Annotated in this window: 26 protein-coding genes; 7 read left to right on the top strand and 19 right to left on the bottom strand. The window is 65.7% G+C overall.

What is annotated here, in order from left to right:
- Position 1: 1 nt before the first annotated feature.
- A complete protein-coding gene (pdxY, locus tag XH87_RS35610) occupies positions 2-820 on the bottom strand; it encodes a pyridoxal kinase (protein ID WP_271590784.1) in 819 nt (272 codons plus the stop codon).
- A gap of 115 nt (positions 821-935) precedes the next feature.
- Here pdxY and XH87_RS35605 point away from each other — a divergent pair, with 115 nt between their 5' ends.
- Entirely contained in the window at positions 936-1,280 is a 345-nt protein-coding gene (locus XH87_RS35605; RefSeq protein WP_028179789.1) for a DMT family transporter, read from the top strand.
- Positions 1,281-1,301: 21 nt separating this feature from the next.
- Here XH87_RS35605 and XH87_RS35600 read toward each other — a convergent pair whose 3' ends face one another.
- The 5 genes from XH87_RS35600 to XH87_RS35580 all read right to left on the bottom strand — a co-directional run bounded on the left by XH87_RS35600 (position 1,302) and on the right by XH87_RS35580 (position 5,691).
- The gene (locus tag XH87_RS35600; RefSeq protein WP_050990965.1) at positions 1,302-1,586 is read right to left on the bottom strand and encodes a hypothetical protein; all 285 of its coding nucleotides are present in this window, start codon (positions 1,584-1,586) and stop codon (positions 1,302-1,304) included.
- Between the two features lie 166 nt (positions 1,587-1,752).
- Positions 1,753-1,959: a hypothetical protein gene (locus tag XH87_RS35595; RefSeq protein WP_333909213.1), complete on the bottom strand. Its 207-nt coding sequence runs from the start codon at positions 1,957-1,959 to the stop codon at positions 1,753-1,755.
- Between the two features lie 220 nt (positions 1,960-2,179).
- Complete coding sequence (locus XH87_RS35590; RefSeq protein WP_035703935.1) at positions 2,180-2,458, bottom strand: hypothetical protein; 279 nt, start codon at positions 2,456-2,458, stop codon at positions 2,180-2,182.
- Positions 2,459-2,628: 170 nt separating this feature from the next.
- A complete protein-coding gene (locus tag XH87_RS35585) occupies positions 2,629-3,597 on the bottom strand; it encodes an SH3 domain-containing protein (protein ID WP_271590783.1) in 969 nt (322 codons plus the stop codon).
- A gap of 171 nt (positions 3,598-3,768) precedes the next feature.
- Positions 3,769-5,691, bottom strand: coding sequence for an FAD-binding monooxygenase (locus tag XH87_RS35580; protein WP_271590782.1), 1,923 nt, complete (start codon positions 5,689-5,691; stop codon positions 3,769-3,771).
- 103 nt (positions 5,692-5,794) lie between these two features.
- Here XH87_RS35580 and XH87_RS35575 point away from each other — a divergent pair, with 103 nt between their 5' ends.
- Positions 5,795-6,259, top strand: coding sequence for a MarR family winged helix-turn-helix transcriptional regulator (locus tag XH87_RS35575; protein WP_035703938.1), 465 nt, complete (start codon positions 5,795-5,797; stop codon positions 6,257-6,259).
- Positions 6,260-6,376: 117 nt separating this feature from the next.
- Positions 6,377-6,811, top strand: coding sequence for a COG4315 family predicted lipoprotein (locus XH87_RS35570; RefSeq protein ID WP_271590781.1), 435 nt, complete (start codon positions 6,377-6,379; stop codon positions 6,809-6,811).
- Positions 6,812-6,867: 56 nt separating this feature from the next.
- Here XH87_RS35570 and XH87_RS35565 read toward each other — a convergent pair whose 3' ends face one another.
- Positions 6,868-7,464 carry a L,D-transpeptidase gene (locus XH87_RS35565; RefSeq protein ID WP_433960422.1) on the bottom strand — a complete coding sequence of 199 codons (597 nt, stop codon included), beginning with the start codon at positions 7,462-7,464 and terminating at the stop codon, positions 6,868-6,870.
- Between the two features lie 345 nt (positions 7,465-7,809).
- Between XH87_RS35565 and XH87_RS35560 the strand changes: the two genes are divergently transcribed.
- Positions 7,810-8,841 carry a hypothetical protein gene (locus XH87_RS35560; protein WP_271590780.1) on the top strand — a complete coding sequence of 344 codons (1,032 nt, stop codon included), beginning with the start codon at positions 7,810-7,812 and terminating at the stop codon, positions 8,839-8,841.
- A 384-nt stretch (positions 8,842-9,225) separates the two neighbouring features.
- A complete protein-coding gene (locus XH87_RS35555) occupies positions 9,226-9,456 on the top strand; it encodes a DUF6894 family protein (RefSeq protein WP_025035960.1) in 231 nt (76 codons plus the stop codon).
- A gap of 1 nt (position 9,457) precedes the next feature.
- On the opposite strand, the gene XH87_RS35550 is transcribed toward XH87_RS35555, so the two are convergent.
- On the bottom strand, positions 9,458-10,240 hold the full coding sequence (locus XH87_RS35550; RefSeq protein ID WP_271590779.1) for an SDR family NAD(P)-dependent oxidoreductase: 783 nt from the start codon (positions 10,238-10,240) through the stop codon (positions 9,458-9,460).
- Positions 10,241-10,365: 125 nt separating this feature from the next.
- Here XH87_RS35550 and XH87_RS35545 point away from each other — a divergent pair, with 125 nt between their 5' ends.
- Together XH87_RS35545 and XH87_RS35540 are read left to right on the top strand one after the other, a co-directional pair.
- The gene (locus XH87_RS35545; protein WP_035703957.1) at positions 10,366-10,758 is read left to right on the top strand and encodes a hypothetical protein; all 393 of its coding nucleotides are present in this window, start codon (positions 10,366-10,368) and stop codon (positions 10,756-10,758) included.
- Between the two features lie 110 nt (positions 10,759-10,868).
- Complete coding sequence (locus XH87_RS35540) at positions 10,869-11,117, top strand: hypothetical protein (protein WP_158671529.1); 249 nt, start codon at positions 10,869-10,871, stop codon at positions 11,115-11,117.
- A gap of 21 nt (positions 11,118-11,138) precedes the next feature.
- Here the strand turns inward: XH87_RS35540 and XH87_RS35535 are convergent, their stop codons facing one another.
- The 11 genes from XH87_RS35535 to nuoN all read right to left on the bottom strand — a co-directional run bounded on the left by XH87_RS35535 (position 11,139) and on the right by nuoN (position 19,999).
- Positions 11,139-11,324, bottom strand: coding sequence for a hypothetical protein (locus XH87_RS35535; protein WP_035703960.1), 186 nt, complete (start codon positions 11,322-11,324; stop codon positions 11,139-11,141).
- A gap of 187 nt (positions 11,325-11,511) precedes the next feature.
- Positions 11,512-11,793 (bottom strand): cell division topological specificity factor MinE, encoded by a 282-nt coding sequence (gene minE / locus XH87_RS35530; RefSeq protein WP_035703963.1) that lies wholly within the window; start codon positions 11,791-11,793, stop codon positions 11,512-11,514.
- On the bottom strand, positions 11,790-12,605 hold the full coding sequence (minD, locus tag XH87_RS35525) for a septum site-determining protein MinD (protein WP_158671528.1): 816 nt from the start codon (positions 12,603-12,605) through the stop codon (positions 11,790-11,792). The genes minE and minD overlap by 4 nt, the downstream gene beginning before the upstream one ends.
- Positions 12,606-12,626: 21 nt before the next feature.
- Complete coding sequence (minC, locus tag XH87_RS35520; protein ID WP_271590778.1) at positions 12,627-13,325, bottom strand: septum site-determining protein MinC; 699 nt, start codon at positions 13,323-13,325, stop codon at positions 12,627-12,629.
- A gap of 184 nt (positions 13,326-13,509) precedes the next feature.
- On the bottom strand, positions 13,510-14,802 hold the full coding sequence (mtnK, locus tag XH87_RS35515; protein ID WP_271590777.1) for an S-methyl-5-thioribose kinase: 1,293 nt from the start codon (positions 14,800-14,802) through the stop codon (positions 13,510-13,512).
- Positions 14,803-14,835: 33 nt separating this feature from the next.
- Positions 14,836-15,183, bottom strand: coding sequence for a hypothetical protein (locus XH87_RS35510; protein ID WP_158671525.1), 348 nt, complete (start codon positions 15,181-15,183; stop codon positions 14,836-14,838).
- A 145-nt stretch (positions 15,184-15,328) separates the two neighbouring features.
- Positions 15,329-15,604: a DUF1467 family protein gene (locus tag XH87_RS35505; RefSeq protein ID WP_271590776.1), complete on the bottom strand. Its 276-nt coding sequence runs from the start codon at positions 15,602-15,604 to the stop codon at positions 15,329-15,331.
- A gap of 9 nt (positions 15,605-15,613) precedes the next feature.
- Complete coding sequence (gene mce / locus XH87_RS35500) at positions 15,614-16,018, bottom strand: methylmalonyl-CoA epimerase (RefSeq protein WP_035703977.1); 405 nt, start codon at positions 16,016-16,018, stop codon at positions 15,614-15,616.
- Between the two features lie 66 nt (positions 16,019-16,084).
- On the bottom strand, positions 16,085-17,755 hold the full coding sequence (locus XH87_RS35495) for a ribonuclease J (protein WP_271590775.1): 1,671 nt from the start codon (positions 17,753-17,755) through the stop codon (positions 16,085-16,087).
- Positions 17,755-18,561: a biotin--[acetyl-CoA-carboxylase] ligase gene (locus XH87_RS35490; protein ID WP_271590774.1), complete on the bottom strand. Its 807-nt coding sequence runs from the start codon at positions 18,559-18,561 to the stop codon at positions 17,755-17,757. Before XH87_RS35490 ends, XH87_RS35495 begins: the two co-directional genes overlap by 1 nt.
- A 1-nt stretch (position 18,562) precedes the next feature.
- Positions 18,563-19,999, bottom strand: coding sequence for an NADH-quinone oxidoreductase subunit NuoN (gene nuoN / locus XH87_RS35485; RefSeq protein WP_271590773.1), 1,437 nt, complete (start codon positions 19,997-19,999; stop codon positions 18,563-18,565).
- Positions 20,000-20,001: the final 2 nt, after the last annotated feature.

The raw sequence follows: 20,001 nt of genomic DNA, 5'->3' as shown, positions 1-20,001 counted from the left end.
GTTACGCCTTACGCGCCGGGATCGGCAATGGCACCAGCCGCATCTCGGCGGAGCCGGCTTCCTGAGTGCGCACCAGCACTGCGAACACAGTCTCGACCGCAAGTCGCACCGCTGCCTCCGTCGCCTCGCCCTTGGCCAGATGCGCCGCGATCAGGCCGGTGAGGAGATCGCCGGTGCCGTAGGGTCGGATCGGCAGGCGCGGCGTCGCAAAGCGCGACAATCGCCCGTCGGCGCACAGGATCGTCTCCAGCTGCCCCGCCGCCGTGTCAGCAAGCGTGCAGCCGGTGGCGACGACGTCGGTGCGGCCCGCCCCTGCCAGCATCGCACACGCCGCGCCGAGGCCCGGGGCATCAGCGGCCGTGACGCCGGAGAGCAGCTCGAGCTCGAACTGGTTTGGCGTCGTGAGGTGCGCCGCCGGCAGCAGCCGGCGTCGGACCACGTCCAAAATGCCGTCCGCGACATAGACGCGGCCGTCATCGCCGATCACGGGATCGCAGAGATAGACGAGCTTCGCATTCCGCGTGAGCGCCCGCTCGACGAAGTCGGCGATCACGACCGCGTTGCCGAGCGAGCCGAGATAGCCGGTGACGAGCACCGCGGCCTCGTCGACCAGGCCGCGCTCCTCGACGCCCTTCAAGAGGTCGGCGACGAGTTCGGTCTCAAGCACCCGCCCGCGCAGGCTCGGATAGCGCGGATGGTTGGACAGCAGCGTCGTCGGTACCGCTGCAACGTTCACGCCCTCCGCCTGCATGGCGTAGGCAGCCGCGCTGTTGCCGACATGGCCGTGGACCACCTGGCTCTGAATGGAGATGACGAGCATGAGAGGTCCGTAGAGTCAAACGTGCGGCGATGCAAGCGCAGCCCTCTGTCGCGGGCGCGTCACCCTCGCGTGATATGCGCCGTCAGATGTCAGCCATCATCGGCCCGGTCTCCGCATGAGCTCCGTCTTCAACGCCTATACGGCTCTCGCCCTCGCCATCGTGTTCGAGGTCACCGCGTCGGCATTCCTGCAGCAGTCCGCGCAGTTCACCCGTCCTTGGCCGACGCTGGCGATGGTGCTGTTCTACGTCGCCTCGTTCTACGCGCTGTCGGTGGCGATCCGAGTTATCCCGTTGAGCATCGCCTATGCGATCTGGGGCGGGGTCGGCATCATCCTGACCGCCACCGTCTCCTTCGTGCTGTTCCGCCAGATACTGGACGCCGCAGCCTTCGTCGGCATCGCGCTGATCGTCTCCGGGGTCGTGGTCATCAACCTGTTCTCGGAGACCACGGTGCGTTGACGCCGGAACGCCTGCGTGCAGCTATCGGCTCTGCGTCGGCTTGGGCGGACGCGGCGCCTTTGCACCGGGCTTGGCCGCACCCCGGGGCGGCGACGCATCGACTGACTCCAGGTAGGCGGCGAGCGCCTTGGCCGAGTCGGAGCTGGCTGCGTAGTGATCCTTCAGGAACCAGGACAGCGTCAGGCTGAAGCGGCCCTTGGCGAGACCGCGCGGGCTGCGGTGGCAAGTCGCGCAGCCTTCAGCGAAAAGCTTCGCGGGCGACTTTCCGGCGTCGAGATTTTGCGCGGCTGCAACCGTCGCGGTCATCACGGCGGCGGCTGCGATCAGACCGCACCCCGGTCGAAACAATGCTGTCAAGTGTCGTCCCCTCGAGCATGATCCGGAACAGTAAAGAGCGATTTTCCCCCGCGACCAACGCGCAAGCGTTTGAGCGGAGATCATGCTCGAACAATAGTCCAAATCCGCCCTGCGATCACGCCGCCGACAGCTGATCGAATTCGGGCGGCGCGTAGGCCTTGCCGTCCTGGTCGGTGATGACGACCTGCCACCCCTCGCTCGCCCACACTTTCGCCTTCGCCACGATGAGCAGCCGGCTCTCGCGGGCAAAGCTGTACTTCTCGTTCTCGCGTTCTGCGATCATCTTGTAGGCCAATTCGCATCCCCTTGCGTCGCCCAGCACCCGGCCTCGTCGTGGCAGCGGGCTTTGGCGGCAATTCGCCGGGAGCGTGGCAATTTGGTGCCATCCGCAGGAAGAGGCTCCGTTCGGCCCGAAAACGGAGCCGTCCTCCCATGTCCGAGCTGCGCTGGAGCATGGTCCGGAAAGTGAACCGGTTTTCCGAAGAAGTCATGCTCGAACAATAAACTAACGCGTGATGACGATTCGTCCTGATCTCATCGCGCTAGTGCACCCGGATAATGTGAGGGCGGCCGAGATTGATCAGGCCCTGCACCGCCGAGAGGCGGTCATCGAGGGCTGCAATGGTGAGCAGCAGATTGTTTCGGCGCTCGTCGAGCAGGCCTATCTCGGCGCCGGTGAGCTTCGTGCTCGCCCGTTCCTTGTGGATCGCGTCGAGGGATTTGCGCAGTCCGGCAATCAGGCCGGTCAGCTGCTTGGCCTCCTTGGTCATCGACCGCTTCGCGACATTTTGGCGGCGCGTCTCCGCCTGGCTCTGTCTCATCGTCATCCTCCCGTGCCCCGCTGCCCCGAGTGGATGCTTACATCTTTGGGTACACATCTTACGATCGATGAAATCTGCCCGCGAAGAACTTTCTTAAATTGTACGCGCAGGGAACTCGATCCGAACCAAACAGAAAGCCCGGCGCAAGGGCCGGGCTCTCATCAGCGACGTCAGTGCTTCTGATGACCGCCACCGGGGCCGCCGGCCGGCGGGCCACCACGCGGCGCGGCGTTGATGTGCGGAGCGCCGCCGCCCGGATGCGGCATCGCCGGTGCAGCCGCGCGCGGCGCCGGCATCTGCGCACGGGCATTCATCGGCGAACCGTGGCTGACATTCGGCCGGGCCACGTGCGGCATCGCAGGCCGCTTCGGAGCCGCGGCAGAGACACGCGGAGCCTCATGAGCACGTGCCATCGGCTGCGCGCGCACCGCGGCGCGGCCCGCAGCATGATCGTGCATCATGCGCGCCTGTGCGTCGCGCGGGTGACGGCCCTGCACGGCGGTTCGCTCATTCACGATACGCGCGCTCCGTCCGGCGCGGGTCCGGTCAGCCGTAACCGCGGACTCCCGCTTGGCGATGGCGGCTTCCGGCCGAGCGATCGCGGCACCACGTCCCGAGACGGCGGCCCCGCCCCTGCCGCGCACACCGCTGCGTTCGAGTGCGACTGCCGCATCGCGCGTGGCCGCGCGACCGATGCGGGCTGCGCGCGGATCGAGCGTTCTCCGCGTCGCAAAGCGCTGATGCGACGTCCAGTAGTTATTCCAGTAGGCGTGGCGGCGGTACCAGGGACGTCCCGCATAGTAGCTCGACCAGTACGAGGTCAGCACGAACGGGGCGACGGGCACGTCGATCTCGTCGACATAGTCCGGGAGATAGACGTAGTGATTGCGATAGAGATATTCGAGATATTGCGACGACACCCAGCCGCGATCGTCGGAGAAGCTGACGTCGCACCAGGCATTGCCGCGCAGGCAGCCATGGATGTTGACGCGGGCGCCTCCTGGGATGCGATCGACCAGGGGAAAGCCCGTGCCCGGCCCGGCACGCAGGCCGGTGGAGACAGTGACGATGCCCGGCGCAGCCAGCGCGGCCGTCGGGGCAAGTAACAATGCGGCAACCAGAATGCTTCTGAATTTCATGGCGTGTTCCTCCTCTTCGAGTCGGAACGCGCAAGCGGAATGGGCGTTCCGCGCGCAGTCGCCGCATCAGGCGAAAGATTGAGCCGCCCGCCGCACGGCGAGTTCAATATTCATCCGCCGTTCATCGCAGCGGCAAGCGCGGTGCTTGCCGGGCCTCAGCTCGCCTTCGCCTCAGTTCGCCTTCAACATGAAGCGTTCGAAGTACGACGCAAGCCCGGCATGGTCATCAAGCGGCAGCACATTCGCGACATACTGGTCAGGCCGCACCACGACCATGCAGCCGTTCTTTCGATCGATGCCTCGCATTGCGAAAATGTCGTGGCCGGCCTTGAGGTCCGGACAAAACATCTTTTCGTAGTCGATCAGGCCATAGCGGCCCTTGCGCGGGAGCAGCAGCGGTGGCATCGCCGTCACGGCCAGCTCACGATGATCCTGCTGGAAGACGGCGCGCAAGTCGATCACGCTGTCGATGTCCGCGCCAACAGGCGTATATCGCCTGGTTGGCGATTCTCCGGCCTCGGTCAGGAACTTGCACAGCGCGCGAATGGCCGAGCCGGCCGCCGCAGGATCTTCCGCAGGTGAAAACGCGTAGATGCGGAAACGGCCATCGGCCTGCGCGGCGTGGCCGAGGTGGACCGGCTTGGCGTCCGCCAGCCGGATCGCCGGCGCGGAATGGAAGCGCTTGCCGATGATGAGACCTTCCGCGAGGTGCTGATGCGACGCCGCGCCGGTGAGAACCGAGGGCTTGTAGTGCGTCGCCGTGCCCGCGGTGTAGCGGCCGTGCCTGACGAAATAGTCTTGCGTCTTGGCGGCACCGGCGCCGCCGGCCTTGGCAGCGGAGGCGAGAATCCCCGCCCATTCGCGGTCGAAATCGATCAGCTCCTTCGCGACCGCCTGGCGCTCCGCCGAATAGGAATGCAGCAGGCTCGGGGCGCACTGTCTCCGCAGGACCGCGGCGAGCTTCCAGCCGAGATTGAAGGCATCCTGCATCGAGACGTTCATGCCCTGCCCCGCTTTCGGGCTGTGGGTATGGCAGGCATCGCCGGCGATGAAGATGCGCGGAACGCGCGTATCGGTCTCGGCCTCCGGCACGTCGTCGAATTTGTCGGTGAGGCGCTGGCCGATCTCGTAGACCGACCACCAGGCGATCTCCTTCACCTCGAGCGTATGCGGCTTCAGGATCCGCTGCGCCTTGGCGATCACGTCGTCGGCAGTGATGTTGCGGCTCGCAACGCGCTCGCCGACATCGAGTTTTGCGAGCTCGACATAGATGCGGACCATGTAGCCGCCTTCACGTGGAATGATCAGCAGGCTGCCGTCCCTGGCCGACTGGACCAGGGATTTGAAGCGGATGTCCGGGAAATCCGTCGACGCCAGCACGTCCATCACGCCCCAGGCGTGGTTGGCGGAATCGCCATGCAACTCGCGTCCGATCGACCTGCGCACGATGCTGCGCGCGCCGTCGCAGCCGACGACGTAGCGCGCCCTGATCGTCTCGACCTTGCCTTCGTTCGCGGCATCGACGCGTTCGAGACGCACGGTCACGGCATGAGCGGCTGCATCGGCAGCCCGATCGACGTGGAGATCAAGCACGCGTCGGCTGTAATACGGCTCGAGCTTCGCCGGCGATCTGCGCATCACGTCGATAAAGCAGTCATGGATGCGCGCCTGGTTGAGGATGACGTGCGGGAATTCCGACAGCCCGTCCTCGACGTCCTGCACCCGGCCGCTGCGGGTGATTTTCTCCGGCGTTCGCTCATCCGGCTTCCAGAACGTCGTTTCATTGACCCAATAGGCCTCCTTCAGCACGCGCTCGCTGAAGCCATAGGCGTGAAACATCTCCATGGTGCGGCAGGCGATGCCATCGGCCTGCCCGACCAACAGGCGGTCCGGCTTCTGCTCGACGATGCAGGTCTTGAGGTCGGGGAATTGCGCAAGCTGGGCGGCGAGCGTCAGGCCGGCCGGCCCGCAGCCGACGATGAGAACATCGACCTCGTCCGGCACGGCGCCCGCGGCACCCGAAGCCTGAACGCGCTCGGCGGGATCCGCAATCTCGGGATCGCCCGGCTGAAATCCATTCAGATGGAATTGCATGAGCACCTCTCCCGCAAACATTCTGTTTTGATATTGATCAGTATGCTGACTATCAGTATACTTGTCAACGCCCCGCACCTCGCTGCGACTTCCGGAGGATACGGTGAAAGACAACAACGACATGCCCGGGCATCTGGCGCGCCGTTTCCAGCAGATCGCGGTCGCGGTGTTCCTGGCCGAGGTCGAAGACGCCGGCTTCGATCTCACCCCGGTGCAGTACGCCGCGCTCGCGACCATCAAGGCCAATCCGGGGCTCGACCAGGTGACGCTCGCCGGATTGATCGCCTACGATCGCACCACCATCACCGGCGTGATCGATCGCCTCGTCCAGAAGGGCCTCGCGGAGCGCCGCCCCTCCAGCCGCGACCGCCGCGCGCGCGAGCTCGAGATCACCGACGAAGGCCGGCGCACGCTGCGCCGGATCACGCCGGCCGTCGAATCCGCGCAGCGCATCATGCTGCGCGGCCTCAGCGCGAAGGAGGGCGAGGAGCTGATGCGGCTGCTGCGCAAGGCCATCGCCGCCGGCAATGAGCTCAGCCGCGCCCCGCTACGCGATGCGCAGGTCTGATCCCGGACCGTGGCCGCAATTGTCGCAGCGCACGAAACCAGGAACTAACCTTCAGCTGCTAGCCTCGGCTGCATTGGGCGCTTAACGCGCGATTAACTTTGCGGGGCGGAGTTTCGGATGTTCAGGTTCCTCGTGGTGGCCACAGCCGTCGTGCTCTCGAGCAGTCACGCGCTCGCAAACGGCCATGGCGGCGGCGATGCCCCGCCTCCCCCGAAGCCCGAGGCGACGACCGCTCCGGCGAAGGTGGTCCTGACCAAGCAGGGTCCGAAGCTCGTCGATCTCAAGGGCATGACGCTCTACTATTACGAGCGCGACACCACCGGAAAGACGTCGAGCTGCAACGGCAAGTGCACCGAGAGCTGGGTGCCGCTGGCGGCCACGGCCGACGCCAAGGCCGTCGGCGACTTCACCGTGATCAGCCGCAATGACGGCAGCAAGATGTGGGCGTATCGCTATCGCCCGCTCTACACCTCACCCGCCGACAAGGCGCCGGGCGATGCCAACGGCAATGCCACGACACTGCAATGGAGGATCGCCCGGCCGGGCGAATAGCGCGATCGACCCGCGCGCGTGGACACCAGACGCATTGACGTCCGAGTGAGCGTTCCTCACCCGCGCCAGCGCGAGCCCGTCTCGGCCTGCGCGCTCTGCCCTGGCGGCAACACCACGACCGTCGAATTGAGCTTGACCCGGTCGTAAAGGTCGATGACGTCCTCGTTGCGCATCCGGATGCAGCCGGACGAGATCGCCTGCCCGATATATTCGGGCTGGTTGGTGCCGTGGATGCGGTAGAGCGTATCCTTGTTGCCGACATACAGATAGATGCCCCGCGCACCCAGCGGATTGGCGGGACCACCGCGAACGCGCGCCGGATACGGGCCGAGCCGCGCCTGGATATCCGCCGTCGGAACCCAGTCCGGCCATTCCGCCAAGCGGCCGACCCGCGCGACGCCGGAGAACGCCATGGCTTCCTCACCGACCGCAACGCCGTAGCGGATCGCTTTGCCCTCGGGCAGCACGTAATAGAGGTAGCGCGCATCGGTATCGACCAGGATCGTGCCGGGCTGCTCCTTGCGGTGGTAGTCCACGATATGACGGAGATATTGCTCGGGCACGTTCGCCTGCGCGTAAGGCGTGTGCGCAAGCAACTGACGGTCGCGCGGCGTCATGCTCGCATCCGTCGATGGCGAAAGCGTCGTCTGCATGCAGCCGCCCAGCGGCAGCAAGGCTGCGACGAACAAAACGAGTAGAGATCTTGGCACCGCCGGCCCCCCGATAGCGGATAGCAGCACCCCCAGCCCCTCTACATGCGGCCAAAATCGTGCAGAAAACAAGGCAGGGACGGAACACGTGCGCGTGTTCGGTCAACCGGGTTCCATCACCACAAACGGCGGAGGACTGTCGCATCATCTCCACCTCCTCGCCTTGCTTTGGTCAAACCCGGCTGGACTCGTGCGCCATGGGGTTCGGGATGGGCTCACCTCGATAAATCGGCCCCGCGCCAATGCGGTCGACCTTGACTTGAAACACCAGGCTTCAAAGGAGCTGCGATGCTCGCGACGCTGAACGCCAAGCAAATCGTCGATGAGATCGTGAAGGACACGATCAAGGACAACGATCCGCACGACGCGGTTCAGATCTCTCCAGAGATCGTGCTGGCCTCGCGGCCCATCAGCGTGTCACCTGCGCTGGCGCCCGGGATCGCGCCGCGTCCGGAGCCCAAGCTCACCTCCACCTCGGAGCCGAAGTTCACTCCGGAGCCGGCGCGCGCGCCCGAGCCCACCATCAACGTCGTCTACGGAAAGCCCGCCGCGACACCGTTTGTCGACACGGCTGTCCGCGTCACGTCCAGCGACGGTCCCGTCAGGCAGAAGCGATCCTCGGTCGGCAAGTGGCTGCGCGGCGCGTTCGTCACGTTGCTGCTTGCGGGGACCAGCACGGCCGCCGCCATCGCCTGGGAGAAGCACGGCGACACCGCCAAACAGATGCTCGCGGAATGGACGCCGGCACTGGCCTCGTTGCTGCCTGCGACTTCGTGGCTGACTGCGACATCGCAGACCGCGCCGGCCCCCGCTGCGCAGGCGGCGCCGCCCGTGGTGGAAGCCGCGGCGGATCAGACGGCTGACCAATCTGCGACGCCGCCCGCGGCTGAAGTTGCGGCAGCCGCGCCCGCAGCAACGGAGCCGGTCGACGCAGCGCAGTCGGTACAATCGATGACGCGCGATCTCGCCGCGATGGCGCAGCAGATCGAGCAGCTCAAGGCCAACATCGCCGAGCTGAAGGCCGGGCAGGAGCAGATGGCGCGCGAGATGGCGAAGCCGCCCGCACCGAAGCCGGCAGCCGAAGTGAGGCCGCCCGCCGATCCCCGCGCGCGCGCCTCTGCGCTTCCGCCGAAGCCGCCGGTTCGCAAGCCGAAGCCGGCCGTGTCGCACACTTACATGCCGGCCCACGCGCCCGCGCCGCTCGCGCCTCCGCCGTCGCAGTCCGCCGCGGCCCCGCCACCAGCTGCGCCGGTTGCAACGACACAGGCCGTTGCCGATGACGATGGGCCCGTCGTGCGTCCACCAATGCCGCTGCGTTAGGGCAAACACCGGGCGACGGCAGCACAGCGTGGCTGTGACAGCGCGCACTCTGTCCGAGTCGATGTGATGCGTTGAGTCCGGGCAATTACGGAGATCGCTGCTGCGATCGTCCGCGATCAAGAGAAAAGGCCGTCGGGATCTATGCCGCCGGCCTTCTCTTGCAGCTGCCGGTTCCCGGAGCCCGGTTCTGCCGCCATTCGATGCCTTATGATCGCGCCGGCATATTTAATAAATTCTTAACGACCTCGCATGCTGCACATCATTTCTGCGCCATGAGCACAGAGATTGCGCCGCCTGTTCATTCGCTGGATATCGACTCGTGATATCATCCGACATCTGTTGAGACTTGCACTGAAACTCGGATCGTCACATCGGGGAATTCGAATGCCCTACTACTATTTCGATCTTGTGGTTGGTGAAGAGTTCAAGAACCAGGGAGGAATCATCCTCGAGGACATCGAGGTTGCCTCCGACCGCGCCGATCAATTGGCATGCGAGCTGTCGCAGGTGAAGCCGGAGCTGCAGCAGAAGGGCTGCGCGGTGCGCGTCACCGATCGCGATCACAACGAGCTCTATCGCACGCCGCTCGATCCGGTGCCGGCCTGGCAGCGCTGAGCTAGTCCAGCGTCGGCGGCTCGAACCAGTTCGTCAGCGACAATCCCCCGTCAACGACGAAGGCTGCGCCGGTGACGTAAGCGGAGAGCTTGTTCGACAATACGGTAAGCGCCATCGGTGCAAGGTCCTTGGCCTCGCCGAGACGCCCGAGCGGAACGTGCCGCGCCAGCGCCGGATCGGCAACGAAGCCACCGGCGGCGATTGCGCCGGGCACCAGCGCGTTGACGCGGATGTCGTAACGCCCAAACGTCTTCGCGAGCTCCTTCACCAGCATCGCCATTGCCGCCTTTGCCGTCGAATAGTGCAACAGGTTGCGCGGGGTGCCCGCATGCAGCGAGGTGAGAAACAGGAACGAGCCCGGCCGCTTCGCCGCGATCAGCCGTCTTGCGATCTCGCGCGCCAGGTGAAAGCCGGCATCGAGATTGACCGCGTGCATCTCCTGCCACGTCCTGCGATCGACCGCGAGCGCATGATCGGCCTCGCGCCGTGGCGGCGATGCGCTGTGGACGAAATGCGTCACCTCGCCCAGCGCTGCCTGTGCGGCGGCCAGCAGTTCGTCGCAGGCCTCGGGCATGGCGAGATCGCCGACCCAGGGCACGGCCAGACCGGGCCTTTCGCTCGCGCTGATCGCGGCACGCACCCGCTCCGCGCTCACATCCGCGAACATGGTGCGGACGCCCTCGCCGACCAAGCCTAGCGCGATCGCGCGGCCGATGCCATTGCCCGCGCCGGTGACGAGCGCGGTGTCGCTTGCGGTATCGAACGGCGTGCTGAAAAGGCTCATGTCGCGCTCCGAAGCTGGGAGCACCAGGTTAGCTCATCGCCCGGACGGACGACAATTGTGCCGCGCACCATTGCGGAGCGGCACGCCGGGCGCTAGCCTCTCGAAAAACGGAGGAGGTTCCAGGGATGCGCACCGGTTTTCTGATGACGGGCCTGTTGCTGTTGGCCGCGCCGGCACAGGCGGCCGACGCGCCGCCGCGGTCGATCTATGTGACGATGGTCTTGCAGGCCTTCGCCGCCAAGGTCGAGTGTCCCAACACGGACCTCGTCTATCAGGACCTCGTGCAGAAGGCCCAGCAGATGCACCTGCCCGACGGCACCACCGAGAAGGTGCGCAAGGCGATCGCTTGGATGCACACCGGCGGCAAGATGGGCGAGAAGCAGGACGACGATCTGATGGCCGAGGTCGCGGTCGCGACCCAGGCCACCGACATGGACCAACGCCGCCTCGGCATGTCCAGCTGGTGCGAAGTCCAGAAGACCAACCTCGCCGGCCTGATCCGCAGCAAGGGCGGTTAGCGAGCCGGCTTCGCTGCATTAAGCACGCGCGACGGAATCTCTGCCCCGGCCCAAAATCGTCACAATTCTCGAAAGCATGCGGGCTCTTCGAATTCGAACAGGAGGCCCTGATGCGGAGTATCCATTTCGTTTTCGCCGGCGCGATCGCGGCCGCCACGGTGCTGACGGCGCCCGTGCTGGCGAGGAATGCCGACGCCCAGAAAGGTGAGGAAAAAACCACTTCGTCGTCGTGCAGTGCCTATCAGCAGGCGCCGGACGGCTCGTGGGAACAACTCCCCTGCAAGGAAACAGGTGGGCGCGAGCAGCCGCAGACACAGCACCGGACCTCGCCGCAAGGCGCTGATCGCGAGGAGCGCTGAAGAGGCTCGCGCTGACGAATGTCAGCTCTGATGCGGCCCGCGCATGATCTTCATGGCGTCGGCGATGTGACGCCACTCCGTGGCCTCGTCGGCCTCGCCACGGCTCTCGCAGGCCTGGGCCTGCTCGGCGGCCTTCGCGATCGCAGCAAAACCGTGCCGTTCCAGCATCTGGCGGGCAACGGTATGAACCTGGACCTCGGACATCATGGGCAGTCTCCCGCTCGAGGGAACTGCGGTGCAGCGCGCGCAACTGCCACCGCGGGTCTCTCACAACGATTGGGGCCCGGAACTCGTTCCGTCCCATTGATGTGAGCCTCAGGACAAAGGCGGCCCGCTGTTGCCAGCGGACCGCCTTTCACCCACCCCAAACCTGGCGGTCGTCGGCCGCGGCTCCCTACGCGACAGCCACTTTCTTGCGCTCGAAATCGTTGGGCACCTCGATGTCGACCTCCAGGGTCGAAACCTCGTCGCCGCGCTCGAGCCGGACGATGACCTTGGTCGGGTCCAGCGTCACGTGCTTGGACACGACGGCGAGAATTTCCTCACGCAGCACACCGAGCAGATCTGGCTGGCCGCGCATTCCGCGTTCATGGGCAAGCAGGATCTGCAGCCGTTCGCGAGCGACGGGTGCCGAGGCCTTCTTGCCGCGGAGAAGTCGAAGCAGGCCCATGCTCATGCAGCCCTCCGTCGCAGCAGACGATCCATCAGACCCCTCCGCTCGGCAGGAACATGCATCGTCACGTTCTCGCCGCAGAGGCGCTTGGCCGCGTCCATATAGGCCCGCGCCGGCGCGCCGTCCGCGTTCGACAGCGTCACGGGCGTTCCGACGTTGGAGGCCTTCAGCACGTCCTGGCTCTCCGGGATGATGCCGAGCAAGGGCGTCGCCAGGATCTCGAGGATGTCGTCGATGGTCAGCATCTCGCCGCGCGCGGCGCGAGAGGGATCGTAGCGCGTGATGAGGATGTGCTTCTCGACGCGCTCCCCCTTCTCGGCGCGCACCGTCTTGGAATCGAGCATGCCGATGATGCGATCGGAATCGCGCACCGAGGAGACCTCCGGATTGGTGACGATCACGGCCTCGTCGGCGAAACGCATCGCCATGGAGGCGCCGCGTTCGATGCCGGCCGGGCTGTCGCAGATCACCCAGTCGAAGCGGCTGCGCAGATCGGCAATGACCTTGCCGACGCCCTCCTCCGTCAGCGCGTCCTTGTCGCGGGTCTGCGAGGCCGGCAGCAGCCAGAGGTTCTCCAGCCGCTTGTCGCGGATCAGCGCCTGCGGCAGCTTGGCGACGCCCTGCACCACGTTGATGAGGTCGAACACGACGCGGCGTTCGGCGCCCATCACGAGGTCGAGGTTGCGCAAGCCGACGTCGAAGTCGACGACGACGACCTTGTCGCCGCGCTGCGCGAGCGCCGCTCCCAGCGCGGCGGTCGTCGTGGTCTTGCCGACCCCGCCCTTGCCTGATGTCACGACCAGTACCTTACTCATCTGAAATGTCTCCTTTGCTGGTCAGTTCAGTGCTGTAATTCGCATGGTATTTCCCTCCAGCCAGGCCTGCGCCGGCTTGCCGCGCAAGGCGGTGTCGATGTCGTCCGCAGTCTGGTAAAACCCGTCAATTGCAAGCAGTTCAGCCTCGATCTTCTGACAATAGATGCGCGCGCTGGTGTGACCGTTCACGCCTGCCATGGCGCGGCCGCGCAGCGCGCCGTAGACGTGGATGGAGCCGCCGGCGACGACCTCGGCGCCGGACCCGACCGAGCCGAGAATGGTGACATCGCCTTCCGGGAAGATCACGGTCTGGCCCGAGCGCACGGGGTTTTCGAGGAGCAGCGAGGTCGGCTTGGTCTCGGCCTTCGCTTCGGCCTTCTTCGGCGCGCTCGACTCGACCACGCAGCTGCGCCCGCCCGACAGGAGCGGCGGCATCATGGGGGTCAGCCGGCCCTCCTCCACGCCCTCGATGCCGAGCACGCGGATGTTGCGGTCCTGAAGGCTCGTGAGCAGATGTCCGATGCCGGACTGGCTGAGATCGACCGAGGACAGATCGATCACCACGGGCCGCCCGGCAAAAAACCCCGGCGAGCGTGCAATGGTGGCGTCGACCTCATGCAGCCAGTCCTGGACCGGAACCGTCGGCGTGAACACGAAAGCCACATAGGAGCGCCCGCGCAGGCGCACCATTTGACGTTGGACTTTTGCTGCAGCCTCCATGGCGGCCGACTCGTTCCCTGTTATTGAATGGTTAACGATGCGGCCGACATGGTTAACGACGAGTTAATGCCTCCAGGGTTACGCAGGAAGTGAAGCCCGGGCCCCGGGTATCGCCCCGTTCCGTCATCGCGAAGGCCCGCCGCAGGCGGGCGACTCGAAGGATGGCCCTAGGCAAGGACGCGCCTTAGCCCGCAGCCAATTTCGGCTGCCAGTTGCGCAATTTTCGCGCAGCACCGGTGATGTCGGCAACGGCCGGAAGTGCCCCCGCCTCCACCATCATCGCCCTCGCCAGCCGTACCGCACGCGCCTCGCTCGTTGCCCGCATCCGCGGATCCTCGATCAGCTCGAAATCGATGTTGTGGGCGAGGCCGAAGATACGGCGGATGATCTTGGCGGCGGCGAAGCCGACCGCATCAGTGAACAGCCGCTGCATGTAGGCCTGCCGCTCGGCCTCGAGACGCGTGGCGCCCTGCTCGCCGGCGAAGAGCGCGACCGGATAGGCGTCGCCGGCGGCTCCACCGCGCCAGAGGTCGAGGAATTTGCGGGCGAACTCGTTCCAGACCTGCTCGACCGTCTCCAGCACCCAGGCCTCGAATGCCGCCCGTTCTCCCGGTGCGCGCTCGTGGCCGGCGGAGGCGAAATAGGCCATCAGGAGATTGGCCAGCACCGCGCCGACGTCGAAGCCGATCGGGCCGTAGAATGCGAATTCCGGGTCGATCACCCGTGTCTGGCTCTCCGTCACCATGATCGATCCGGTGTGGAGGTCGCCGTGGAGCAGAGCCTCGGGGCTTGCCATGAACTTCAGCTTGAGACGGGAGATCGCGACATGCAGCTCCATGTCTTCGCGCAACGCCGCCGCCAAGCCGTCGAGATAAGGCGCGGTCCAACGGTTCTGTTCGGCGATGCGGTACGGGTCGGTGAAGATCAGATCCTCTGTGATCTTGCACAGTGCGTGGTTGCCGGCAAAGGCCGCGATGCCCTCCTTCTTCTCGGCGGCGGAGAGCGCGAGGTCGGAGGTGAAGAACAAGGTCCTTGCCATGAACGTGGTGACGTCGCTGGCGAAGCGCGGATATCGCGTGCCCGCAACCAGACCCTTGCGCATGATGATGTGCGGCTCGAGCAGCTCCATCACGGTCAGCGCCAGCTTGTCGTCGTGATGCAACACGGCCGGTACGAGGCCGGATGCGAGTTGGGCCTGCCGGGACAGCGCGAGATATTCGTAATGGGCACGTGACAGCGGCAGCGGCCAGCTCTCGCCGACGAGACGGACATAGGGCAACGCCTGCTTCACGGCGATGCCGCCGCGCGCGCCCTTGACGATGAAGACGAGGTTGAGATTGCCGTCGCCGACCTCGGTGACCGGCCAGGACGCGGGCTCGCCGCCAACCAGCTTACGAATATCCGGAAGGCCTGCGAGATAGTCCCGCAAATCGGCCTCATGCAGAATCCGATAGTTCCCTGCCCGGTCCCCGGTCATGACGATCCCATCCCATTTGCATGGGCCGGATCGTTATTCCCGCTCCAGGAAGCTGGAGCCGATCCCGGCCTTTCTTTTGATGGGATCGTAGTCACAATAGATGCCGTCCGCCACCAGAGTGTAGCTGGCGCTGACGGTGTATTTGTCCAGCTTGACCGAGTTCAGGCCGATCACAGAGGTGCTCTTGCCCCCGTTCCACCTGAACGGCGTCGAGCTCTTGGACTGCTCGCAGGCCATCACCGCCTCGTTGAAGACATAGCCCTCGACGAACGCCTTCAGCGTCCGCGCCTGCACCGCCATCTTCCATTCGAAATAGCCGATCGCACCAAGACCGGCGACGATCAGCAACAGAAGCGCGACCACGATACGCTGAAAAGCCATTCGTATTCCCCCAACTATACAAACTATCTCCGCCGTCATTGCGAGCGCAGCGAAGCAATCCAGAATCCCTCCGCGGTAAGACTCTGGATTGCTTCGCTGCGCTCGCAATGACGAGCTTGGTTGATATCGTTCGTCCCTTACACCCCTAGAACGGCATGCCCATCAATTTCGACAGGCGCTCGATCGAGAGATAACCGGCATGATAGGCCGCGACGCCGAGGCCGTAGATCACCGCCGAGATGATCGTGGTCCAGATCAGCTTGCGGCCCATCCGCGTCAGGATCGGTGCGCCGGGGTCGGTGCCCGGTGCGCCGACGCCATCCTCGTGCTGGCTGCGAACGCCGAACGGCAGCGTCAGGAACAGCGCCACCCACCAGATGACGAAGTAGACCGCAAGCGCGGTCGATATTTGAATGGCCATGGGACGGCCTCACGCCTGCTCGATCTCGACCAGCGCGCCGGAAAAGTCCTTCGGGTGCAGGAACAGCACCGGCTTGCCGTGGGCGCCGATCTTCGGCACGCCGTCGCCGAGCACCCGGGCACCCTCCTTCACCAGCGTGTCGCGCGAGGCGATGATGTCGACGACCTCGTAGCAGACATGGTGGATGCCGCCGTCGGCATTGCGCTCGAGGAATTTGGCAATGGGGGAGGATTCACCGAGCGGTTCGATGAACTCGATCTTGGTGTTGGGCAGTGTCGCGAACACGGTGGTGACGCCGTGCTCGGGCAGCGGCACCGCCTCCGAGATCTGAGCGCCAAACGCCGCGCCATAAATCTTTGCGGCCTTGACGGCGTCCCTGGTCGCGATCGCGACGTGGTTGAGGCGACCCAGCATGGTTCTTCTCCCTCGGCGCATGATCCGGGCCAGCGGCGAGCCGCCGTCCCGGAGATGCTGATACAATTACACTGTCAGGACATGTACCAGACAGGGGGGCTTTTTGCCCCAATGTTCGTTGATCACGGCCCGGACCGCACGTCGCACCGACTCGGCCAGCGCGTCCGGATCTCGCCGGCGCGCCTTTGGCAGCCCCTCGATCGTGGACATCACGGCGTCGAAGACCAGGTCGTCGAAGGTCTCGCCCGCCCTGTTCTTTTCGGGGACGCCGACCAGATCGACCTCAGGATCGTCGGCGAGCTCGCCCTGCTCGGTCATGGCAATGGCGACGAAGGCGCAGCCGGAAAAGGCCATGCGGCGCCGCTCGACGACGGCGCGGGACTTGGAGTCCTCCAAAATCGTGCCGTCCTTGTAGAGACGGCCGGAAGGCACCTCGCCGACGATGCCGGGGTCGCCGGGGCCGAGCTTGACGAGGTCGCCGTTGCGGCAGACCAGCACGCGCGGCACGCCGGCTGCCCGCGCCAGTTTTGCGTGATCGTGCAGGTGCAGGGCCTCGCCGTGGACCGGAATCAGGAGTTGCGGCTTCACCCAGGAAATCAGGTCGCGCAGTTCGTCGCGGCGGGGATGGCCGGAGACGTGAACCAGAGCGTCGCGGTCGGTGATGATCTCGACGCCCTGGAGCACCAGATTGTTGACGATCGAGCTGACGGCCTTCTCGTTGCCTGGAATGGTGCGCGAGGAGAAGATGACGCTGTCGCCGCGGTTGAGCGTGATCTCGGGATGGTCGTCGTTGGCGATGCGCGCCAGCGCCGCACGCGGCTCGCCCTGGCTGCCGGTGCACAGCGCCAGCACCTTGTCCGGCGGAAGGTGACCGTAGACCTCGGGTGAACGGAAATTCTGCACGCCTTCGAGATAGCCGGTCTCGCGCGCCACCTGCACCACGCGCTCCATGGCGCGGCCGACCACGACGACCTCGCGGTCGGCGGCCTTCGCCGCGTCGGCGACGGCCTTGATCCGGGCGACGTTGGAGGCGAAGGTCGTGACGGCGACGCGGCCCTTGGCCGACTTGACGAGGTCGATGATGGTCCGGGCGACCTCCGCTTCCGACGGCGAGCGGCCGTCGCGCACGGCGTTGGTGGAATCGCCGATCAAGGCGAGCACGCCCTGCTCGCCCAATTCGCGCAGCCGCTTCTCGTCGGTCGGAGCCCCCAGGGTCGGGGTCGGATCGATCTTCCAGTCGCCGGTGTGCAGCACCGTGCCGGCCTCAGTGTGGATCGCCAGCGCGTGCGCTTCCGGAATCGAATGCGCGACAGGGATGAACTCGACGTTGAACGGGCCGATATCGACGCGACCGCCGGACGGGATCACGGTAACAGGGATATCAGGCGCATTGCGCTCGGCGGCGCATTTGGCCTCGAATAACGCCGCGCTGAACTTGGTGGCGTAGATCGGGCATTTCAGTCTGGGCCAGAGATCGATGATGGCGCCGAAATGGTCCTCATGGGCGTGGGTCAGCACGAGGCCCATCAGGTTCTTGCGTTCCTTCTCCAGGAAGCTGATGTCCGGCATGATCAAGTCGATGCCCGGCACATGCTCCTCGTCGCCGAAGGAGACGCCGAGATCGACCGCCAGCCAGGCGCGCTGGTGGCGGTTGCCGAGGCCATAGATCGACAGGTTCATGCCGATCTCGCCGACGCCGCCGAGCGGCGCAAACACCAGTTCGTCGGGCCTTGCCATCACGCCGCTCCCACCGAGGCGGCCGGGCCGAAGAACACCTCGCCGGCCGCCACCGGCACGCGCCGGCCGTCAGCGGTGCGGACGATCAGGCAGCCGGTATCGTCAATGATGTCAAAAATGCCCTCCAGCGTCATCGTCCCCGTGTGGATCGCAACCCGCTCGCCGAGGCCGGCGGCGCGCTCGAGCCAGAGCTTCCGGATCTCGGCAAAGCCGCGGCCATTGTCCCAGATGCCGCGGAACTCGACCCAGGCATCCGAGAGGGCCGAGAACAGCTCCTCGGCGCTGATCTGGACCCCGAGCGCGGCCAGCGACACCGCGGGCGTCGGGGTGCCCTCGGGTGCTGCGATCACATTGGTGCCCATGCCGACGACGACGGCGAGACCGTTGCCGACGGCCTCGGCCTCGAGGCCGATGCCGACCAGCTTCTTGCCGCCGGCGAGCACATCATTCGGCCATTTCAGGGCGTAGCGGGGCCGGCCCTCGCCGAGGCGGAGCGCAGCCTCGAGGCTCGCCTTCTCCAGCGCCGCCTCCTCCGCCAGCCCGGCGGCAAAGCCGAGCGTGGCGGCTACGGCCGGGGCGACGTCCATGACCTCGAGGATGCTGGCGGCGAGATTGCCGCGCGGCGCAATCCAGGCGCGCTGACGGCGGCCGCGGCCGGCGGTCTGCTCGGATGTGACGAACCACATCGGGCCACGTTCGCCGGCCCTTGCGCGCTCGATCGCCTCGGTGTTGGTCGAGCCGGTCCGTTCGAACGCCGCGAGCTTGTAGCCCGCGGACAATGCGCGAGGACCGAGCGCGAAAGCCATCCTAGAACAGCGACTTTGCCGCGGCGGAGGCGACGCTCACCACCGGGCCTGCGAACAGCGCGAACAGGATGTTGAACAGGCCTGCGACCGCCAGCACCGCCCGCACTTCGATGCGCACCGGATCGACCTGGCCGGCCGGCTCGTCGAAGTACATCGTCTTGACGATGGCGAGGTAGTAATAGGCGCCGACCACGCTGGTCAGCACGCCGATGACCGCGAGCGTGAACAGGTTCGCCTTGATCGCGGCGACGAAGACGTACCATTTGGCGAAGAAGCCGGCCAGCGGCGGAATGCCGGCGAGCGAGAACAGCAGCATCGCGAACATGAAGGCGAGCAGCGGATTGGTCCGCGACAGTCCGGCGAAATCGCTGATCTGCTCAACGGCCTGGCCGTTGCGCTTCATGGCGAGGATGATCGAGAACGAGCCGAGCGTCATCGCGACATAGATCACGATGTACATCAGCACGCCCTGCGCGCCCTCGACCGTGCCGGAGGCAAGGCCGACCAGCGCGAAGCCCATGTGGCCGATCGACGAATAGGCCATCAGCCGCTTGATATTGGTCTGGCCGATCGCGGCGAAGGAGCCGAGCGCCATCGAAGCGATCGACACGAACACGAGGATCTGCTGCCATTGCGAAAGGATGCCGGGGAATGCGGTCAGCGTCACGCGGGTGAAAACGGCGAGCGCGGCCACCTTCGGCGCCGAGGCGAAGAAGGCCGTGACCGGGGTCGGGGCGCCCTCATAGACGTCGGGCGTCCACATGTGGAACGGCACGGCCGAGACCTTGAAGCAGAGGCCGGCAAGCAGGAAGACGAGGCCGAAGACCAGGCCGACATTCGCAACCGTGGCCGCCGCGGCGATCCCGGTGAAGCTGACCGTGCCGGTGAAGCCGTAGACCAGCGAGGCGCCGTAGAGCAGCATGCCCGAGGACAGCGCGCCAAGCACGAAATACTTCAGGCCGGCTTCGGTCGACTTGGCATTGTCGCGGTTCGAGGCCGCCACGACGTAGAGCGCCAGCGACATCAGTTCGAGGCCGAGATAGAGCGAGATCAGGTCACCGGCGGAGATCAGCACCATCATGCCGAGCGTCGAGAGCAGCACCAGGATCGAATATTCGAAGATGCGGCGCGACGGGTCGGACAGGAACTCGGTCGACAGGATCAGCGTCACCGCCGAGCCGATCAGGGCCAGGATCTTCATGAAGCGGGCGAAGTCGTCGACGATGAAGCTGCCGCCGAAGGTCGCCTGCCTGCCCGCGGGCTGCATGTAGACGAGCGCACCGACCACGATCAGGAGCACCACCGCCAGCAACGTAACCGTCCTGGTCGTCCCCTGCCCGCGATAGGCTCCCAGCATCAGAAGCGCCATTGCGCCCACCGCGAGCACGAGTTCGGGCAGCACCGGCGCCAGTTGATAACCTGCAGTCTCAAAGCTCATGG

The sequence above is a fragment of the Bradyrhizobium sp. CCBAU 53415 genome (assembly GCF_028128735.1).
Taxonomy (GTDB): Bacteria; Pseudomonadota; Alphaproteobacteria; order Rhizobiales; family Xanthobacteraceae; genus Bradyrhizobium.
This window is presented reverse-complemented; position numbering and strand designations above follow the sequence as displayed.

Excerpts from the sequence above, each read along its gene's own strand:
- XH87_RS35560 (WP_271590780.1), top strand. The coding sequence starts at position 7,810 with ATGCTCGCGACGCTGAACGCCAAGCAAATCGTCGATGAGATCGTGAAG.
- XH87_RS35555 (WP_025035960.1), top strand. The coding sequence starts at position 9,226 with ATGCCCTACTACTATTTCGATCTTGTGGTTGGTGAAGAGTTCAAGAAC.
- XH87_RS35535 (WP_035703960.1), bottom strand. The coding sequence starts at position 11,324 with ATGATGTCCGAGGTCCAGGTTCATACCGTTGCCCGCCAGATGCTGGAA.
- XH87_RS35565 (WP_433960422.1), bottom strand. The coding sequence starts at position 7,464 with ATGCAGACGACGCTTTCGCCATCGACGGATGCGAGCATGACGCCGCGC.
- mce (WP_035703977.1), bottom strand. The coding sequence starts at position 16,018 with ATGCTGGGTCGCCTCAACCACGTCGCGATCGCGACCAGGGACGCCGTC.
- XH87_RS35540 (WP_158671529.1), top strand. The coding sequence starts at position 10,869 with ATGCGGAGTATCCATTTCGTTTTCGCCGGCGCGATCGCGGCCGCCACG.
- XH87_RS35505 (WP_271590776.1), bottom strand. The coding sequence starts at position 15,604 with ATGGCCATTCAAATATCGACCGCGCTTGCGGTCTACTTCGTCATCTGG.
- XH87_RS35550 (WP_271590779.1), bottom strand. The coding sequence starts at position 10,240 with ATGAGCCTTTTCAGCACGCCGTTCGATACCGCAAGCGACACCGCGCTC.
- XH87_RS35495 (WP_271590775.1), bottom strand. The coding sequence starts at position 17,755 with ATGGCAAGGCCCGACGAACTGGTGTTTGCGCCGCTCGGCGGCGTCGGC.
- XH87_RS35585 (WP_271590783.1), bottom strand. The coding sequence starts at position 3,597 with ATGAAATTCAGAAGCATTCTGGTTGCCGCATTGTTACTTGCCCCGACG.
- nuoN (WP_271590773.1), bottom strand. The coding sequence starts at position 19,999 with ATGAGCTTTGAGACTGCAGGTTATCAACTGGCGCCGGTGCTGCCCGAA.
- XH87_RS35605 (WP_028179789.1), top strand. The coding sequence starts at position 936 with ATGAGCTCCGTCTTCAACGCCTATACGGCTCTCGCCCTCGCCATCGTG.
- XH87_RS35510 (WP_158671525.1), bottom strand. The coding sequence starts at position 15,183 with ATGGCTTTTCAGCGTATCGTGGTCGCGCTTCTGTTGCTGATCGTCGCC.
- XH87_RS35590 (WP_035703935.1), bottom strand. The coding sequence starts at position 2,458 with ATGAGACAGAGCCAGGCGGAGACGCGCCGCCAAAATGTCGCGAAGCGG.
- XH87_RS35570 (WP_271590781.1), top strand. The coding sequence starts at position 6,377 with ATGTTCAGGTTCCTCGTGGTGGCCACAGCCGTCGTGCTCTCGAGCAGT.
- minC (WP_271590778.1), bottom strand. The coding sequence starts at position 13,325 with ATGGAGGCTGCAGCAAAAGTCCAACGTCAAATGGTGCGCCTGCGCGGG.
- minD (WP_158671528.1), bottom strand. The coding sequence starts at position 12,605 with ATGAGTAAGGTACTGGTCGTGACATCAGGCAAGGGCGGGGTCGGCAAG.
- mtnK (WP_271590777.1), bottom strand. The coding sequence starts at position 14,802 with ATGACCGGGGACCGGGCAGGGAACTATCGGATTCTGCATGAGGCCGAT.
- minE (WP_035703963.1), bottom strand. The coding sequence starts at position 11,793 with ATGAGCATGGGCCTGCTTCGACTTCTCCGCGGCAAGAAGGCCTCGGCA.
- XH87_RS35600 (WP_050990965.1), bottom strand. The coding sequence starts at position 1,586 with ATGACCGCGACGGTTGCAGCCGCGCAAAATCTCGACGCCGGAAAGTCG.
- XH87_RS35545 (WP_035703957.1), top strand. The coding sequence starts at position 10,366 with ATGCGCACCGGTTTTCTGATGACGGGCCTGTTGCTGTTGGCCGCGCCG.
- XH87_RS35490 (WP_271590774.1), bottom strand. The coding sequence starts at position 18,561 with ATGGCTTTCGCGCTCGGTCCTCGCGCATTGTCCGCGGGCTACAAGCTC.
- XH87_RS35580 (WP_271590782.1), bottom strand. The coding sequence starts at position 5,691 with ATGCAATTCCATCTGAATGGATTTCAGCCGGGCGATCCCGAGATTGCG.
- pdxY (WP_271590784.1), bottom strand. The coding sequence starts at position 820 with ATGCTCGTCATCTCCATTCAGAGCCAGGTGGTCCACGGCCATGTCGGC.